This window comes from Psychroflexus salinarum (genome assembly GCF_042677225.1).
Classification (GTDB): domain Bacteria; phylum Bacteroidota; class Bacteroidia; order Flavobacteriales; family Flavobacteriaceae; genus Psychroflexus; species Psychroflexus salinarum.
Window position 1 is genome coordinate 188239 of record NZ_JBHTIV010000002.1, and the last position, 17694, is coordinate 205932.

Annotated in this window: 11 protein-coding genes; 4 read left to right on the forward strand and 7 right to left on the reverse strand. The window is 35.2% G+C overall.

Annotation, left to right across the window (positions count from 1 at the left end; translation table 11 throughout):
- Window positions 1-169 precede the first annotated feature (169 nt).
- The 7 genes from ACFQ0R_RS00865 to ACFQ0R_RS00895 form a co-directional block, all read right to left on the reverse strand.
- Complete coding sequence (locus tag ACFQ0R_RS00865) at window positions 170-1411, reverse strand: McrC family protein (protein WP_379656479.1); 1242 nt, start codon at window positions 1409-1411, stop codon at window positions 170-172.
- Window positions 1404-4451, reverse strand: coding sequence for an AAA family ATPase (locus tag ACFQ0R_RS00870; protein ID WP_379656480.1), 3048 nt, complete (start codon window positions 4449-4451; stop codon window positions 1404-1406). Before ACFQ0R_RS00870 ends, ACFQ0R_RS00865 begins: the two co-directional genes overlap by 8 nt.
- A 65-nt stretch (window positions 4452-4516) precedes the next feature.
- On the reverse strand, window positions 4517-7525 hold the full coding sequence (locus tag ACFQ0R_RS00875) for a type I restriction endonuclease subunit R (RefSeq protein WP_379656481.1): 3009 nt from the start codon (window positions 7523-7525) through the stop codon (window positions 4517-4519).
- A 17-nt stretch (window positions 7526-7542) separates the two neighbouring features.
- Window positions 7543-7845: a GIY-YIG nuclease family protein gene (locus ACFQ0R_RS00880; RefSeq protein ID WP_379656482.1), complete on the reverse strand. Its 303-nt coding sequence runs from the start codon at window positions 7843-7845 to the stop codon at window positions 7543-7545.
- A 142-nt stretch (window positions 7846-7987) separates the two neighbouring features.
- On the reverse strand, window positions 7988-9241 hold the full coding sequence (locus tag ACFQ0R_RS00885; protein WP_379656483.1) for a restriction endonuclease subunit S: 1254 nt from the start codon (window positions 9239-9241) through the stop codon (window positions 7988-7990).
- 14 nt (window positions 9242-9255) lie between these two features.
- Window positions 9256-11223 (reverse strand): AAA family ATPase, encoded by a 1968-nt coding sequence (locus ACFQ0R_RS00890; protein WP_379656484.1) that lies wholly within the window; start codon window positions 11221-11223, stop codon window positions 9256-9258.
- On the reverse strand, window positions 11220-12830 hold the full coding sequence (locus tag ACFQ0R_RS00895) for a type I restriction-modification system subunit M (RefSeq protein WP_379656485.1): 1611 nt from the start codon (window positions 12828-12830) through the stop codon (window positions 11220-11222). Before ACFQ0R_RS00895 ends, ACFQ0R_RS00890 begins: the two co-directional genes overlap by 4 nt.
- 346 nt (window positions 12831-13176) lie before the next feature.
- On the opposite strand from ACFQ0R_RS00895, the gene ACFQ0R_RS00900 reads away from it, so the two are divergent.
- The 4 genes from ACFQ0R_RS00900 (at window position 13177) to ACFQ0R_RS00915 (ending at window position 17501) form a co-directional block, all read left to right on the forward strand.
- Entirely contained in the window at window positions 13177-15834 is a 2658-nt protein-coding gene (locus tag ACFQ0R_RS00900; RefSeq protein WP_379656486.1) for an endonuclease, read from the forward strand.
- 478 nt (window positions 15835-16312) lie between these two features.
- Window positions 16313-16519 carry a hypothetical protein gene (locus ACFQ0R_RS00905; RefSeq protein ID WP_224460813.1) on the forward strand — a complete coding sequence of 69 codons (207 nt, stop codon included), beginning with the start codon at window positions 16313-16315 and terminating at the stop codon, window positions 16517-16519.
- Window positions 16520-16645: 126 nt separating this feature from the next.
- Window positions 16646-16771 carry a hypothetical protein gene (locus tag ACFQ0R_RS00910; protein ID WP_379656487.1) on the forward strand — a complete coding sequence of 42 codons (126 nt, stop codon included), beginning with the start codon at window positions 16646-16648 and terminating at the stop codon, window positions 16769-16771.
- Window positions 16772-16886: 115 nt separating this feature from the next.
- On the forward strand, window positions 16887-17501 hold the full coding sequence (locus ACFQ0R_RS00915) for a phosphoribosyltransferase (protein WP_379656488.1): 615 nt from the start codon (window positions 16887-16889) through the stop codon (window positions 17499-17501).
- Window positions 17502-17694: the final 193 nt, after the last annotated feature.

Consider the following 17694-nt stretch of genomic DNA (forward strand, 5'->3'; position numbering starts at 1 on the left):
TCGTGTCAGTTCGTTGTATTTTAAATCTTTTAGTAGTGCTCTTAGTTCTCTGGTAAAATCTTATTTAAATTTTTTTCTGATTTCTTTTACAAGCTCGTGTTTTAGCTCTTCTAAAGTTACATCGATAAGCCTTTTGTAAGTTGACTCCATAATCTTTGGGGTTTAATATTTAATTTAATATTAATTCAAAAATATCGTCCGCCAATTTTTCATTAAGTCTCGATTCACTAACTACATTTACAAAACCTAGTTTACAAAAATGAGGTTCATCATTATTAAGCGGTAAAGCAAATGAACCTGGATTTGAGGTTTTATTGCTTTTACTAGGGTAGAGGAGCATGCTTTTTCTTGAGCTCCAGTGATGGTTGTAGGCAAACATCTGCTTTAAGTCAGCATCACTTGGTTTATTGTTGTCAATTAGTTTCCACTTGGTATCAATAATATAAGTTTCGCCATTAACTTCAAGGACAATGTCTGGTCGAATGGTTTTTGTATTCCAAAACCTTTTTGATTCCTGACCATGAATCTGCCAGTTACCTTGATTCGCTTTTTTCAAAATGCGTAATATATATTCCTCCCATAAAATATTCATATCAAACATAATGGCGAGTAGATCTCTACGTCCTGCTTTTATGTCTGGTCTGTAATTTAATAATATCAACTTAGCAATGTCTAATGCTTTACCATAAGGATTATGTTTTCTTGAATTAGGTATACGATCGAACACTGAAGGATTAATGCTCACTCTCGAAACCTTTGGAAACTGAGCAAGCATTCTACCTAACTTGTCTTTTATTATAGAGTTATTGGATATGCTAGAGATGATCAATAGAGCTTCATGTAAAATCTGATGTAATAAATGATTTTTAGAATAGACCGTGTAAGAAACGTAGAACCTTTCCTTATGAACACTATTTTTTGCTATATGCTTGTTGAAGGCCAAGGCTCCTTTGAGTGAGTTTTGTTGTCCTTCTTGCTTTTTATACTTCTTTATTAAACCTTGACGTAATAACAGTTCTAATTCATTTAAAAATAGCTCAAAATACAATTCAAGTACCGAATTAGCTCTTAACTTCAAATTAGCTGTTCCACTTTCTTTAGCTTGTAGAAGCTTACAAGTTTTGAGCATTTGGATCAAAACATGCTGCCATGCTTCAGGATTATCTTCTTTGCCTGCTTTAGGCAGAATTTCAATGGTAGTTTTACCTACTTGAATAGCTCCAACATAATTTTTAAACCTGACTCCATTATGAATCAATTCAAAGAATGGCGTATTGGGGTTGTGATCATGAAATTTTAAAAAGGCTTCATAAATTCCCTCTGTAAACCCTGACTTATAATGACGTTTCTCTTTCTTGTAAGTAATGGATTGATACTCAAAAACCGATATGTAGTTTGGTTGACTAGACATCTGTATTGTTCATCAACTTTTTGATGGCTTGTACAAAATCAACTTGCTTACTGATTTCATAGTTGACGGCATCATTATAATCTGACTCATAATCCCCTTCATTTGCAGCAAATTTGACATTAGAATATCTCTCCTTGTCCATAAATCCTTCCCCAATGACCATTGCGATCTTTACATAATCGTTGAAGAAGTATTCTTGTAATAACGGAATAATATTTTTCATAAACAGCGCTTCAAGATCCTTAGCAAGTTCCGCGGAATCTTTAAGCTTTAAAAAATATGAATGACCAATTTGATGATCTCGATCGATCAATACTGTAATGCGTTCATTTATGGTTCTAAGTATCTGAGAAAGTGGATAGCTTTCAAAGGTTTTATTCTCTAAGATAGTATCTATGAGTTCATAATCTGGTAACATTTCTTTAAATTCGAAACGTCTTCTTAATGCAGAATCTAAAGCCTCAATAGACCGATCAGCCGTATTCATGGTACCTATGATGTATAAGTTTTGAGGAACACTAAACTCTTTTTTACTATATGGTAAAGTAACTTTTAAGGCTTCCTCTTTGCCTTCTCGTTTATCTTCTTCAATTAACGTAATCAGCTCTCCGAATATTTGAGAAACATTACCTCGATTAATTTCATCTATAATTATGACATAATTATTATTTTCAGGTACTTGTTTCTTCGCCTTCCCAAAGAATTTAGTTTTTAACTTTTTTGTATATAGTTCGTAAATTGACTGCTGCGAAAAGTTTTTTTCATACACTTTCTTTACAGGTATTTTAGCATCTAATATTTTCCACTCAACTTTACGAAAATGATTATACCCAGTAAGAGGAGTTTTATCGGATGATTTATATTCATAATCTCCTGTAATTACTCCAACGGCTTTCAATGTCTTATTACCGTGAGACACAAAAACGAGGTCTCCTTTTCGCATCCACACTGCCAACCTTTCAATAGCACTAATATTAAAGTCCGTAGGTTTAACATTCATGCCTGATTTGACTAACCGATCCTGAATCTCTTTTCGATTTTTCACTCCAGAGAAATCTAAATCACCTCCCCAACCGATAGCTATGTAATTATTCTCTTTACAGAAATCGTATACCAATTCGCCTGTATCTTCTAATGTATTGCCCAAAGAAACTTTAAATATCTTTCTATCCTTGAATAAATCAGACTGAAGGTGATATTGATCTTCATCTGTTTCCTCAAACTCTTTTAAAACCTTTGCATTTTCACAGGCCTCTTTAAAAATTCCATTTACGATCTTGTAACTTACCTGTTCTCTTTCCTGATCTTCTTCTTTGTCTTCTTCACTATCAATAACAGGTTTAATCCCTTCAATAAAGTCTTCATAACTCATGGATTGATGAAAGGTGGTGAAAATAATTCTACCTTCCTCAACATAATGATCAAACTCCTTTTTGATTTGATGCCCTTCTAATCCATCAGGATTTATTCCAATAATTTTGAGCGCCTCATTTTTTGTTTGATAGGTTTTACCTGTTCCAGGAGGACCGTACAGTATTTTGTTTAATGAATTCATATTAGTCTTATATTTAAAATCAAATGGTTCATTAAGTGTATTTGCCTCATTATTAATTACAGCTGGATTGTAACCACTAAATAATAAATTATACGCTTCTTTAGTAAAAATGCACATATACATTTGTACAACTTTCAACTCTTTGGTGAATGGTCCGTACTTCTTAGGGAGAAGATCTTCTTTTCCTTCCATAACATCTTGAACTGAAGTAACTGGAATTGGTGTTTCCAATTCTTGATAGTTCACTTTTACTACAAGGTCAATTTCACCATTGGACTCATAAGGACGCGACTTAAATTCGAACTCTTTTGTGACTTTGGAAACTGCTCGAATAGCAGAATTAGCATAGTGAATAATTATATCCTCTTCGTATAAATCCCTCAATCTTTTGTGGTGATGTACGGAATGGTCTGGTGCAGAAACAATACCATGTTCTAATTCTACTTTGTAATTATTTCCTTGGTTTACCCAAAAGTAGTTCGGTTCATGATCCAATACTCTTTTATTCATAAATAACATGAAATCTTGTACCAACCAAACCAAATCTACATCCTCAATATTTGAAGCTTCTGGAAAAATAAGCTGAATCAATTCAATCAAATCACTCTCGTATTCTTCTAAGGCTACTTGAGAGATTTCATTTAAACATGTTGTGGCAAGATTAAAACTTCTTAAACCTGATTTTGGTTTATCATCTAAGTCAAATAAGTAGAAAAGTGGTTTTATAAGATCTTCATTCGCATACACTTTATACTTCTTCGGCAATAAGGTAGCCACCCAAATACTGAACTTAGGAAAAGATAAAGAGCTTTCTTTTAGATCTGAGTCATCAAGCAATTCATCTTTCTGCATTTTTCGGATATTCTCTATATCAATAAGTTCAATAAAATGATCATTAAACCTTTTGTTTATCACTATAAAGTTTATCCCCTTTGTTCCCTCGTCATATTCTTGCTCCTGAGATTTTCTGCACAGTTCAAGGACCTCTTCATTCGATTGATTATCAATATCAATATTGTCGTTTACCCAACGTGCAAATTTAAATTTATATGCTTCTCGGTATTTCAGCCACTGACTCCGTTTACAATAAGATATATATTCTTCAAAATGTTTTCGAAATCTGAATAAATCTAATTCCTTCTCAATCTTTTTATTCATGTACTTTAAATGAACATTCTTTTTTGTCACTGGCTCTTTGAGTTCTTTGGTATGAGACTTAGGTTCTATAGAAAATCCTTTTTCTCGTAAAAAAACAAAACAGGCACTATCCTCTCCTCCTTTAAAACGATTATGTGGTATGTAAAAAGCTGATGCAAAATAGGACGCTAATGAAGCCACATACTTTGGAGGAAAAGCAAAACCTTTATATACCAAATCATAAGTAGAGGATTTGCGTTTAGGGTTATATCCTTCTTCAAGTATTCGATTGAGCGCTTTTACTATATGTTTCTTCTCGATACTTTCGAAATAGTCTTTTTCAGTCATGTAATTTTAGGTTATCTCTTGTTTTAAAGCGATAGTAAATTTTTTATACAACTCTTGCTAATATATTAAGCACTCCAATCACTAAATTGCCCTTCAGCTTGCTGCATGATTTCTTCTAAGATTTCATTAAGCTTGGATAAACTCACTTTCTTGCGTAATTCTTTTTTAACAGCTAAGCGTATAGCTGCTTTGGCGTTTTCTTTCTTGGTCCAATCTAATTGTAAATTAGACTTTACCGCTTTTACTACAGCTTGTACAATGTCTTGAATAGGTCCTTCTTCTTTAATGATCTCTTGTTTAGCCGATAATATATCGTAAAAAGCCAATTCTTCTTCGCTTAGGCCTAATTCTTCTTTGCGTTGGTCTTCTTCTTGTAACTCTTTGGCACGATCAACTAATTCGGCAATAGTGGCATAACTATCTATCGCGTTGTTATGGTACCTGTCAATTACCTTTTCTAATTCTTCTTTGAGCGATGTGTATTTTTTAATGTTTTTAGGTAGCCGCAATTTGATTTGATCTTTCAGGATGTTTTTAATGATTTCAATCTTTAGCGCATGACCGTCTTTGTTTTTCTTTGCCCCAAGAAGAAAGGTCTCGTCGAGAATGGAAATGTCTGGTTTTTCTATGCCAGCCATAGCATATACATCCACGATGGCTTCTGAATCTATACTTTGTGAAATCAAATCACGGACTTCTTCTCGTCTATCGGTTTTATTGCTTTTAGTTGATTTGGCATTTCTTACCGCTTTGGAGACATGTTGAATAAAAATAGTATCCACGGCATAGTCTTGAATGGCTGGCTGACTTTTCACGATAGATAACAAACCCGAAAGCTTTTTCTCAGCTAACATGAATTCTTCTGCGGTGTCATTATCCTTTAAAAGATGGTTTAAAGCCTGATGAACTAAAAGGATTTTATCGGCTTCACGTAATTGTTTCCAATCACTGTAATCTATAGCTTCAGGAATCATGACTTTACAAATTTCCACCTGATTGAAAAACAATTCTAAAGCTTGTTCCATGTCTATGGCAGGTTTGCCTTCACCGCCGCTTTGGGTGTATTTATTGGTGGCTGTTTTTAAATTATCTCCAATGCCAATATAATCCACAATTACCCCGTTTTCTTTGTCTTTAAATACGCGATTGGTTCGGGTGATGGCTTGCATCAGGCTATGGCCTTTCATAATTTTATCCACATACATGGTATGTACGCAAGGCGCATCAAAGCCAGTGAGCCACATGTCTCTAACAATCACAATTTTTAAAGGATCATCTACCTGTCTAAAGCGTTTTTTTAAGCTTTCGTGGGCGTCTTTGGTTCGGATATGTTTATTCCAAGATTCCGGGTCTTTGGAAATATTTCCTGTCATTACCACAGCCACTTCTGGACAATCTCCTTGAGCGGTTAAGGCATCGTACATTTTTACACAATTTCTTCGACTCATACACACCACCATGGCTTTGCCTTCTAAGGTGTCTGTTCGGTTTTTGTAGTGATTTAAAATGTCTTTTGCTATTCTATTAACGCGGTCTTCACTTCCTGCAGCATCTTCGATGGCTGCCCATTTTAAATTTCCTGTATCTTCTTCATCTCCTGTAATTTTATCAACTTCTTGGTCAATATCTTCATTCCATAAATGCAGTTTAGCTAGGCGTGGCTCATAATAAATATTTACCGTTGCGTTATCTTTAACCGCTTGTTTGATATCATAGGTATGAATTACATTTCCAAACACTTCTTCGGTATCGGCATCTTTAGAATCTACAGGAGTTCCAGTAAAACCAATAAATGAAGCTTTTGGCAAGGCTTTTCTAAGGTTAGAAGCAAAACCTTCGAGCAAACCATACTGGGTACGGTGAGCTTCATCGGCCATCACGATAATGTTTTCTCGTTCTGACAATACGGGATGTTCTAACTCACCCAAACTTTCTTCCGTTGAGGTTCTCAGTCGAAATTTTTCTATGGTGGTAAAGATAACACCACCGGCACCCGCTGAAAGCAGTTTTCGCAAATCCTGAGTGCTATCGGCATGATGCACATCACCTACCAAATCTTTCGCTAGGACAAAGTTTTCATAAAGCTGCATATCTAAATCGCTACGGTCTACTTGAACCACAATGGTTGGATTACGCAAAGCTGGTAAGCTGCGTAAAATACCCGTATACATAGCCATGGAAATACTTTTGCCTGAACCCTGTGTATGCCAGATCACGCCAATACGGCCATCACCAAAAGGGCGAACTGATTTTAAGGCAGCTTCTACAGCAAAATTGACCCCAAAGAATTGATGATATTTCGCCCCTTTTTTAATGAGTGTGCCATTGTGGTCTTCGTGAAAAATGAAGTTTTTGATGTAATTGAGCAAACGTGCTTTAGGGAATAAACCGTGTAACAAGGTATGCATCTGAAAATCATCTTCATCTACTGTATGTCTGCCGTTGATGCTTTTCCACGGGGCAAACCACTCCAAACCACTACTAAACATACCGTGTTGTGCTTCATTACCATCACTAATTACAGTAAGTGCGTTGTACTCGAACAAAAGCGGAATGTCTTTTTTGTAATGCTGAATCTGATTATGGGCTTCTTTAATGGTGGTGTTTTCGTTATACCAATTTTTCAGTTCAAAGACTACAAGCGGTAAACCATTGATGTAAATGATGATATCTGGACGACGTCTGTTTTTACCCGTAATGCTAAACTGATTAACCGCCCAAAAGTTATTGTTTTCTGGGTTTTCGAAATCGATAGGATAGAGGTGAACCGCTTTTTCGTTGCCTTGGGCATCTTCAAAATCCAAGTCGATGCCTTTGGTGAGTTTACGATGAAAGCTGCGGTTACGGTGCGCAAGATCGGCACCTACATTATTGGTAAACTCAGCCACTGCCAAATCCTGCATATCATTAGGCAATTGCGAATAAGCTTTTTGTATAAAGGCTTTGAGCTCGGGTTTCAGCACCACTTCGTTAGGACGATGCTCGATAACTGTTCCGTCTTTATGCGTGTAACCTAAATCTTCTAACCAATCTATGGCGGCTTGTTCTATGCTTGCTTCTGTTGTCATATTCATACTGTCATTGCGAGGCGCTAGCCGAAGCAATCTGTTACTTTTTCTGTTAAATCATCCCACTCGGGATTTATGCTTTCAACTAATGCTATTTTTTTGGCTCTACTTCCTGCTTTTATTTGTTTTTCTCTTGCTATTGCATCACCAATCATTTGAAAGGCTTCTAAATATACTAACTTATTAAGGTTGTATCTTGCTGTAAACGACTTCTTGTTCATTTTATCTTGATGTTGTTTGATGCGTTGCAACAAATTAGCTGTTACTCCTGTATATAAGGTGGTGTTATTTTTATTGGTTAATATGTATATAAATCCAGGTTTCATTCTATTTTGTCATTGTAATGCCCTTTTTGTACGTCATTGCGAGGCTTTAGCCGAAGCAATCTTTTTATACTTAGTTCTATCTTTATTCATGAGATAGCTTCGTTCTTTCATTATTCATAAGATTACTTAGTTCTATCTTTATTCATGAGATTGCTTCGTTCGTTCCTCTCTCGCAATATTCCTTAAGACGTACTTCACCACTGATGAGTTTTGGTAAAAGTGTATCGCGAAGTTTGGTGAGGTTTTGGTTTTCAGTTAAATTATGAATTATCTGATTATGTAAATTAACTAATTCATTAATTAAATCTTGAATATCTTCTATATTATTCGGTAAACTAATTTCTATATTCTCTATTCCAGATGCACTTATATTTGGTTGTGCACTGCCATAGGCTAAACCTTGTATAACTTCATAATATTCTTTTGATTGCAATATTTTACCAACTAAAATGGATGAGTTTAGAAACAGTTTATCTTCAAGTTTTCCAACCCGTTGATTTAACCACAAAGGTTGTTGGTAATCTGGAACCACTCCAACTTTACCAACTTCTGCTCCTGTCATTGCAACTAAAAAGTCACCTGGTTCTATTTTGAACTTATCATTAATTTCTAACGCTTTTTCAGCCGTAATACAATTACAATTATTAATATCGACAACGTTATTTGATATATTTTTAATCTTTACAACCTTCTCTCCAAAATCTTGAAACCATTTTGACTTAAAAGCATATCCACTGATAACTTCTATTAAATCTTCTAGCCTTTTCACTTCCCACCCCTCAGGAATTGGCCCCAATTCACTATCCACAAACTCACCATCTTGAAAAGGTCCGAAGTCTACAAACCAATGCTTGTAGAGTGCCATGGCCATATCTTCTAGGGTTTTATTGATGGCGAGGTTGTTTTCTATTTTGTCGTCAATGGCGGAGAGAATATTGGCGATGGCTTTTTGTTCGGGTAGTGGGGGTAATTGGATTTCCCATAGCTTTAAACTATTCCAGTCTGCACGAGGCATTTTTGTGCCAGTGCTAGTTTCAGTTGCCTTATCTGTAAATTCCTGTGTTTTTATAAATTGATGTAAATAACTTTGAGTAACTAAGCTTTCATCTTGAGTATTAAATATTAACATGTCTGTTGAACAAATGCCTGAAAATTTTGGGCGATACACCTTTTTAAAATACGGTCTTATTTTGCCATATAAGATATCGCCTTCCCAAAATTTTGATTTATTGCTCGTAACATCACTTGCATCTCCTATGCTATCTAACAAGAAATTCCCTTGACCTATATGTTCTAACCCAATGTACTTTTCACTGTTAAATTCAGAAGGTTTTATCCCTTCCTTTCTTAATTTAGCAATATCTCCAAGTTTATATGTTTTCCATTTTTTGGACATTATTTGGTGTTATTTCATCTCTTTGTTAAAGATTTTCTTTGCTTAACTTTTCCTTTCACTTTATGATTTTTTAAAAGCTTATTTAGTTCTTCTATCCAATCTAATTTCCTTTCTATTTCTAAATTATTATAAATAATAGCTAGTCTAGTTTTTAAGGGCTTTATTACTTTTAACAGTTGGGCTATGAGTTCAACTTTCTCATGACCCTTTTTTTCTGTTTCAAGAAAGGAATAATCTCCTCCAAATTTACTTAACTTAAAATCCTTTTGTAAATTAAACTCACTTATTATTTCATTTAGTGTCTCATCTTTATTTGCTAATTTAACTAGAGCCTTCCACATTAATTCTGGATCCATAACATCTTCTATAGCTATTTGTTCACCATGTGTATTATCTGTATAATCTATTATTTCAACATTACCATTTTTAAAAATATATCTTTTGAAATGTAAAATTTCAGATGTTGTTGTCAAAGATGACTTATACTCTCGATCATTATCTGATAAGAAAATAATTTTATTATTTGTGTAATTTTTCTCGTTTTTATTTCGAAGTGGGACAGATAAAAAGTCAACTAAACTAATAAGTCTATCAATACCACCTATAGATAAAAATTTTACTTTTTCAGTATCAAAATATGATTGTAAATAGATTTTATCTGAATGTCCTTCGACAATTATCCAATCCTTATTTCCATTTCTTAAAGAAGCCAGTATAGAAGAAGCTAAGTCATATATACTTTTAAAAAATATATCTTCAACTTTATGGGCTTCGTGATTATCAAATAAATTAGAAGAGTCAAAATTTGATATCCTAGGTACTGATTTTTCTTCTTCCAAAGTATGACTAATTATCGCATCATTAATTATAGGCAAAGCGCCATACCAATGTGTAGTTACGAATGTTTGAATATTTCTTTTTGAGATTTTTTCAATTTTTTCAAACTGTTCAAAGCAATTTGTGACATCCAATGATGATTCAGGCTCATCTATCCCTAAAATAATATTACTTTCAGTATCACTGTTATCAATTAGTAAAGAATATATAATATCAATTAAAGCTTTTTTACGTTGTCCTGAACTCATAGAAGAAATTTTAGTGTCATTTTTCCTAAGTGTTCTATTCCTAAAATACTCTTCAATTACTTTACCTCTTAAGTCCTTTGAAGTAACTTTCTTTTTTACGTTTGGATCAGTCTTGAAAGAATAATTAGAATCGATTTTTTGGACTCTGTCTTCTACCGTAGAAACAAAGTCCCTAAGGTTTCCATTTATAATATCAATAATTTTTTTTTCAACTCTATCAAATGTCACTTTAGTATCAAAAATATCATCAATCTTCTTTTTTATATCTTGTCCAATGAGATATTGTAAGCTGTTATTTTCAAGCCTTAAATAGTCATTCAAATTTGTTTCAACTGGAATGAAAATGTATTCATACGAATTTTTTAAAGCTGAAGAAAAGCTGCTAATTTTTTTAGATTCAAATTTTTCAAGTAAAACACTATGTAATTCTTCAAATGGTCCAAATTTTAAGTTTTTTTCATAATCAATTCCATCTATTAAAAGATAATGAGTATCTCTGGACATTTTTGGATCAATATGCTTTTTTGAATTTTGAAATAATAGTTGAGGCTTACTATTATTTGGCGCTTTTAAACTCCATAAATAATCACTTATAATTTCTAATATTTCTTCTAACTCTTTTTTAGTTCCTGAATAATTAGAATATATTTTTTCAAAAAACTTTTTTTCAACACAAAATATTGGGGCTATATATGCATCTAAACGCTTTTCATTATGAGAAAATTGAAATTCAGACTTATTAAAATAAACATCAAATATTTCCAATATAGAAGTTTTTCCAGATCCATTTTTTCCAATAATCAAATCTAGATTAGAGCTATTATAATTAGTAGTAAAAGATATATAATGTAAATTCCTATAGCATTTATAGTGTCTCAAAAAAACTCCAAATATCATATCGTAAACTTTTCAAAATTATCCAAAATCTGTTGTTGCAATACATTGCCTTTTTCAAACTGTTCAGCCAATTGAGCTTTTAGGCTTTCCATTTTGTCTTCAAAAGGAATCCCATCGTCTTCAATGGCTTCGGTACCCACATAAATGCCGGGGGTGAGTTTGTAGTCTTGTTTGGCGATTTCTGCTGTTGTGGCGTTGTAGCAGAAGCCGTCAATGTTTTCGTAAGCTTGAGATTCATCGCTATCGCTCAGAATGACATTTCTCCATTTATGATATGTATCGGTGGCTTTTTTCAGGTCTTTATTGTCAAAGACACGAAGTTTTCGGCTTTCCATTCGACCTTGTTTAGATAAATCTATAAATAAGACTTCATCTAAACGTTTGCGGTGTTTGCCGTCTTTGCCATCTCTGTTTTTACTTAAAATAAAAATACAGGCGGGAATGCCTGTGGTTAAAAAGAGCTTATCCGGTAAGCGTACAATACAGTCTACCATATTGTGATCTACCATATGTTGTCTTACGTTTTTTTCACCTTTATTATTAGAAGTCATCGCACCGTTGGCCATCACTACCGCAGCAGTTCCGGTGTCGCTGAGGTGATTCCAGAAGGTTTGCATCCACATAAAGTTGGCATTGCCATCGGTGGTAAATTCGTCTTTAGGTCCAAATAATCGTGGATCGTTTTCAGGTAAATCTTCAGGATGCCACTGACTCACATTAAAGGGTGGATTCACTAAGATATAATCGGCTTTAAGGTCCGGAAATTTGTCCTGCAATAAGGAGTCGCCCAGACGTACATCAAAAGACAAATCACGTAAAGCCAGATTCATTTTGCATAAACGTAAAGTACCGTCATAGCGTTCCTGTCCGTAGATCGAAATATTGCGCTTACTGCCGCCATGGGCTTGTAAGAATTTAAGCGATTGTACAAACATACCACCAGACCCACAGGCATTGTCAAAGATTTTTCCCTGATAGGGTTCTATCATTTCAACCATTAAGCGGACAATACTGCTTGGCGTAAAAAATTGTCCAGCACCAGAGCCTTCCGCGATGGCAAACTTACCAATGTAATATTCATAAACCCGTCCAAGGACGTCGGAGCCGGGGTTTTCCTTTTCTGAAAGTTTCGGGTGAGATAACAAATTGATAAGTCCAGCTACATTTTTTGGCGTGAGTTGGCTTTTTACAAAAATCCGAGGTAAAATTCCCTTTAAGTCAGGCCGGTATTTTGCTAAAGTCTCATCGAGTAAATCGAAAGCATCGTCAACAATTACTTTTATATTGTCTTGTTCTGCATTGTCCTGAAGGTATTCCCAAGTGGCTTCTTTGGGTAAGATGTACGTATTTTTAGACAGGTATTCATCAGGATCTTCTAACACATAATTGATTTCTTCATCATCTGTGGTATAGTAATCTGAAGTTTTATCATGTAAGGCTTCATTTAGTTCTTCTTTCCTGACTTCATAGCGCTCAGATAGGTGTTTTAAAAATATGAGTGGTAATACGTAATCTTTATATTGGTTTTCAGCAACTGCGCCACGTAGTTCATTAGCGGCTTTCCATAATTCCTGCTCAAAATCGATGTCGGCTTTTGTTTTTTGCATTCCTTCTATTAGTGAATTGGTCTATTTTTTAAAAACCTAAATCTAAACAAACCCTTAACAGTATGCAATGAAAATGTGTATTTGTGTCATATGATGTCTGAATAATATTTGCAATTTGGTTATCAGAAAAGTAATTAATGGAATCTGTTGCAGGAGCCGTTGGTAATTTTGCAACGGTAAATGAAACAGCCGTTGCTAAAACCGTTGAATCAAGTTTTAAGCTAGGATTGGTCTTAGTCCATTTTATATTAAGTTAATGTTATATGAAATCGCATCTTAGCAATTATGCAATACTATAAGCAAAACATATTTATATTTGAAGCCTAATTAAAAAGAATAAACTTCAATGAAAAACTTTACACCTTTCTGGAAAGGTTTGATGCTTTGCGTATTAACCTTTTCCTTTTTTACAAGCAACGCTCAAATACCAACAGACTATTATTCGCCAGCTCAGGGAAAGACTGGGGAAGAACTTAAAACGACACTTTATACGATTATCAAAGATCATGTTGAATACCCGTATTCAAGTAGCTCAACAGACGTTTGGGACATTCTCAAAGAAACAGACCGCGATCCGAATAATCCCAATAATGTCATTGGTATTTATTCTAATTTTTCGATGACTGCTTCTCTGGAATATAATAGTGGCGACGGATGGAACAGGGAGCATGTCTGGGCAAAGTCCAAAGGGGATTTTGGAACTACGCTTGGTGCAGGAACAGATGTGCATCATCTTCGTGCTGCTGATATTTCAACCAATTCAGCACGGAATAACAGGACCTTTGCAGAAGCGACCGATCCGTATGTGGATGGAAGCGGCACCTATCAGGGAGCAACAGGATCTTATACCAGTAGTACTGAGTTTGTATGGGAACCTAGAGCCGAAGTCAAAGGAGATATTGCCCGGATGATTTTTTATATGGCTACTCGCTATGAAGGTTTTAATGGGGAACCAGATTTGGAACTTGTGGATTATGTAGTTGATGCCTCAGATAAATCGCCTCTTCATGGAAAACTTTCTGATTTGCTGGCATGGCATGCAGCTGATCCCGTAGATGATTTCGAAAGGCAGAGAAATGATATGATTTACAGCTATCAGCAAAACCGAAATCCTTATATCGACCATCCTGAGTATGTTGAATATATTTGGGGTACTACTACAGTCACCCCTTTAGCTTTGACATCAACACCCGTAACCGATGCAACAGTGAATGAGCAGTACACCTATGATATTACTACCACTGGTGGAGAACCTTCAGTTTCTTTGTCTGCAAGTCAGAAACCATCCTGGTTAACCTTTACAGATAATAATGATGGGACAGCTATTTTAGCTGGAACACCTACTGAAAATAATACAGGGTCGTTTAACATTAATATTAATGCTGCTGATGGAATAACAAATACATCACAGGCATTCACATTAACGGTCTCAATATTACCTTCTGGTAATGGGAAGGCGACAGATTTATTTATTTCAGAATATATAGAAGGATCTTCCTATAATAAAGCTATCGAAATAGCGAATTTCACCGGTTCCGATGTTGATCTCTCAACGTATTCCATTCACAAGCAGACCAACGGATCAGGTAGCTGGAGTGGAGGATTAAATCTAACAGGCATTTTACCACAAGGAGACGTATTTGTGGTTGCTCATTCCTCTGCATCGTCCGAAATTATTTCACAAGCTGATATAACGACAGCTGCTTCAGAAATGACCTTTAATGGTAATGATGCTGTATCTCTATTTAAATCTGGAAATGTATTGGATGTCGTAGGTACGTTTAACGACGCTGCTTATTTTGCTAAAGATGTAACATTGGTGAGAAAATCAAGTATTACAACACCCGTGACGACTTATAACGTCAATGAATGGGATAATTTCTCAACAAATACGTTTGTTAATTTAGGAACTCATGCCTCAGAGTATTCAGTGCCAAATGAAGCACCTACAGTTTCAATAACGTCACCTGCTAATAATTCTACTTTTATGGAAGGAGATGTAATTAGTATCGGTGCATCAGCAAATGATAATGACGGATTTGTATCAAAAGTAGTATTTTACCAAGGGACCACGTTTATTGGTGAAGATAATTCGGCGCCCTTTTCTGTCAATTGGTCAAATGTTGCATCAGGTGATTACGTTATCACTGCTTTAGCCATTGATGATGAAAACTCATCAACCCTTTCGGCCCCAATAAATATTACTGTAGAAGCTTCTGCAGCTGCCACTGATTTATTTATTTCAGAATATATAGAAGGGTCTTCCTATAATAAAGCTATCGAAATAGCGAATTTTTCTGGTTCTGATGTTGATCTTTCCGCTTATTCTCTTCACAAGCAGACCAACGGTTCAGGAAGCTGGAGTGGGGGATTAAATCTAACAGGTATTTTACCACATGGAGACGTATTTGTGGTTGCTCATTCCTCTGCATCGTCCGAAATCATTGCACAAGCTGATATATCAACGGCTTCTTCAGAAATGACTTTTAATGGTAATGACGCTGTATCCTTGTTTAAATCTGGTAATGTACTGGATATCGTAGGTGCGTTTAACGACGCTGCTTACTTTGCTAAAGATGTAACATTAGTGAGAAAGTCAAGTATTACAAGCCCAGCAACTCTCTATGATCTCAATGAATGGGACAGTTATTCAAAAAATACATTTGGCTATTTAGGGGCGCATGGTTTTTTAGGTAAATCCAGCTCTATTGGAAACTCAAAACTTTCCAAAGAAACAGTGGATAATAAACCGTCAGAAGAAAAACTGCTGTTTTATCCCAATCCTTTTCAGAACTCTGCTTTTCTTAGATTTAATGCACTGGTAGATTCAGAAATAGTGATAAACCTTTACAACATGTCTGGAGTGAAAATTGAAGAATATGTTTACTCAGGTAAAATAAAAAGAAATGAATTTACATTTGGAAGTAAGTTAAGTAGAGGGATTTATATTCTGGAAGTTGTTATTGAAGGTATTCCTGAGAGAATGAAAATCATCAAAAACTAGAGTAGTTTTATGGCTTATATAAGTAAAACGCGAAGGCCAGTCTTTCGCGTTTTTTAGTATCAGTATTTCAAAGCAATCAAAAGGAAGAAGATGTTAAGTGGAGGATATCCAGGGAAATACATAATCAAAACAGCTGGAAACGTGAGTAGTGCAATGCCGTTGGTGTTTTTGCAACGGCTATCGAGGAGAGCCGTTGCTTGAACCGTTGCTAATTTTGCAAAGGGAAATGAAACAGCCGTTGATGGAACCATTGGCCATAGCCTTAAAACACCTTAATTAAACTTTTGAAATAAAGTGAATAGTGCTTTAAACCGCTAGTTGTATGAGAAGCTCACAGATGTGTTCAACTTTATAAGGCATAGCAACATAGAATTACAAAAGGTATCACAAAGCTTTCCTAAGAAAACTAAAAAACGATTTTACGTTTAAGGGAATACTCTTATATTAAGGGTTATAACAAATTTTAAAACGATTGATTATGGAATTTAACGATAAGATTAAAGAAGAATTAGAAGGAAGAATTAAAGGACTGGAAGATCTCATTGCAAAAAAGGGGATAGGCTCAAAACAACTGAATAAAGCTAAAAAAGTACAGCGTGATGGTAATATAGCTTTATTTGTAGGGGGCTTAATCACCGCTGCAGGAATTGCTTTTTGGGCCATGAACCGAAACAATGACGATTAATTTAGGATAACATCTAATCCGGTTGCAAACGCATTGTAGCTTTTGAAATGTTTTTTATAAAAGTCCATTAGTTCACTAGTGGACTTTTAATTCTTTGCTTTTAAACTATAACTCATGTGCGCTCATATGTCTCAAATCCAAAAGGTAGAACAATTCGAAGAACAGTATAAGGTTAAACCCAGCTATGTAAGTAAACGCGGACTTTTTGATGTACAAATCTCTGGCTGGATTAGGTTTGGTTCACCTTATTGAAATGACGTTTTTTATAAGTTCAGTTTTACGCACTGGTTAGCCCATACCTCAACCGACCTGATTGATTGTTCAAAATTTCTTAACCTAAAAACTAACTAACGCATATATCTTGTTTATGACTTCAAAAGATAAAGATTTTAAAGCAGAAATTGTCTCCTTAGAAAAAGCTTATGAAGATTCCCTGAAACTCGCTGAAAAAATTGCCGCTTCTTCCGATCGCTTTGATGCCATAGTTGGCATAGCACGTGGCGGTTTTCCACCTGCGCGTTTTCTTTGTGATTTTCTCAATATTGAAGAGCTACACTCCATACAAGTTAAACATTATGGCAGTGGTGCTGAGGAGAAGGAAGATGCTGAAGTGCTCAACAAAGATTTTAAGGAGCTTAGCGATAAAAATGTATTGCTAGTTGACGATGTAAACGATTCCGGAAAGACGTTAAAAGCAGCATCTAAGTTCCTGGAGGCAGCGGCTTTGCTAAAAACGGCGGTCATTCACGAAAAAGATACCACCAATTTTAAAGCCGATTTCGTTGGAGAACCCGTAAAGGAATGGAGATGGCTCATTTACCAATGGGCAGCAGCGGAAGACGTTTTGGGATTCCTTAAAGAAGGAGATATGCTAGAAGCGGATGCGACTGAAGCACAGCAATTTCTTGAGGATGCCTATAGCCTGGAAGTGGAAATGTCTTTATTAACAAAGATACTTGCCACGAAACCCGCTTATAAGTAAACCAACTGCATACTACAGTTTATTTTTGTTCAAATAGCTTCCGCCTGATGTAGATTAGCCTTTATTCCAGAACTCGATGACCTGCGTTAAATCCTTGATTAGCTTAAGTTTAAGGTTTAGGTTGTCACTTTACTGAAAGATCGTGTATTTACCCGTTGACAAGCCTTGAAATTTTATAACTTCAAGTCAAATT

Bases quoted from the DNA above. Each gene is read 5' to 3' on its own strand.
- ACFQ0R_RS00865 (WP_379656479.1), bottom strand. From the start codon at position 1,411: ATGTCTAGTCAACCAAACTACATATCGGTTTTTGAGTATCAATCCATT.
- ACFQ0R_RS00870 (WP_379656480.1), bottom strand. From the start codon at position 4,451: ATGACTGAAAAAGACTATTTCGAAAGTATCGAGAAGAAACATATAGTA.
- ACFQ0R_RS00875 (WP_379656481.1), bottom strand. From the start codon at position 7,525: ATGAATATGACAACAGAAGCAAGCATAGAACAAGCCGCCATAGATTGG.
- ACFQ0R_RS00880 (WP_379656482.1), bottom strand. From the start codon at position 7,845: ATGAAACCTGGATTTATATACATATTAACCAATAAAAATAACACCACC.
- ACFQ0R_RS00885 (WP_379656483.1), bottom strand. From the start codon at position 9,241: ATGTCCAAAAAATGGAAAACATATAAACTTGGAGATATTGCTAAATTA.
- ACFQ0R_RS00890 (WP_379656484.1), bottom strand. From the start codon at position 11,223: ATGATATTTGGAGTTTTTTTGAGACACTATAAATGCTATAGGAATTTA.
- ACFQ0R_RS00895 (WP_379656485.1), bottom strand. From the start codon at position 12,830: ATGCAAAAAACAAAAGCCGACATCGATTTTGAGCAGGAATTATGGAAA.
- ACFQ0R_RS00900 (WP_379656486.1), top strand. From the start codon at position 13,177: ATGAAAAACTTTACACCTTTCTGGAAAGGTTTGATGCTTTGCGTATTA.
- ACFQ0R_RS00905 (WP_224460813.1), top strand. From the start codon at position 16,313: ATGGAATTTAACGATAAGATTAAAGAAGAATTAGAAGGAAGAATTAAA.
- ACFQ0R_RS00910 (WP_379656487.1), top strand. From the start codon at position 16,646: ATGTCTCAAATCCAAAAGGTAGAACAATTCGAAGAACAGTATAAGGTT.
- ACFQ0R_RS00915 (WP_379656488.1), top strand. From the start codon at position 16,887: ATGACTTCAAAAGATAAAGATTTTAAAGCAGAAATTGTCTCCTTAGAA.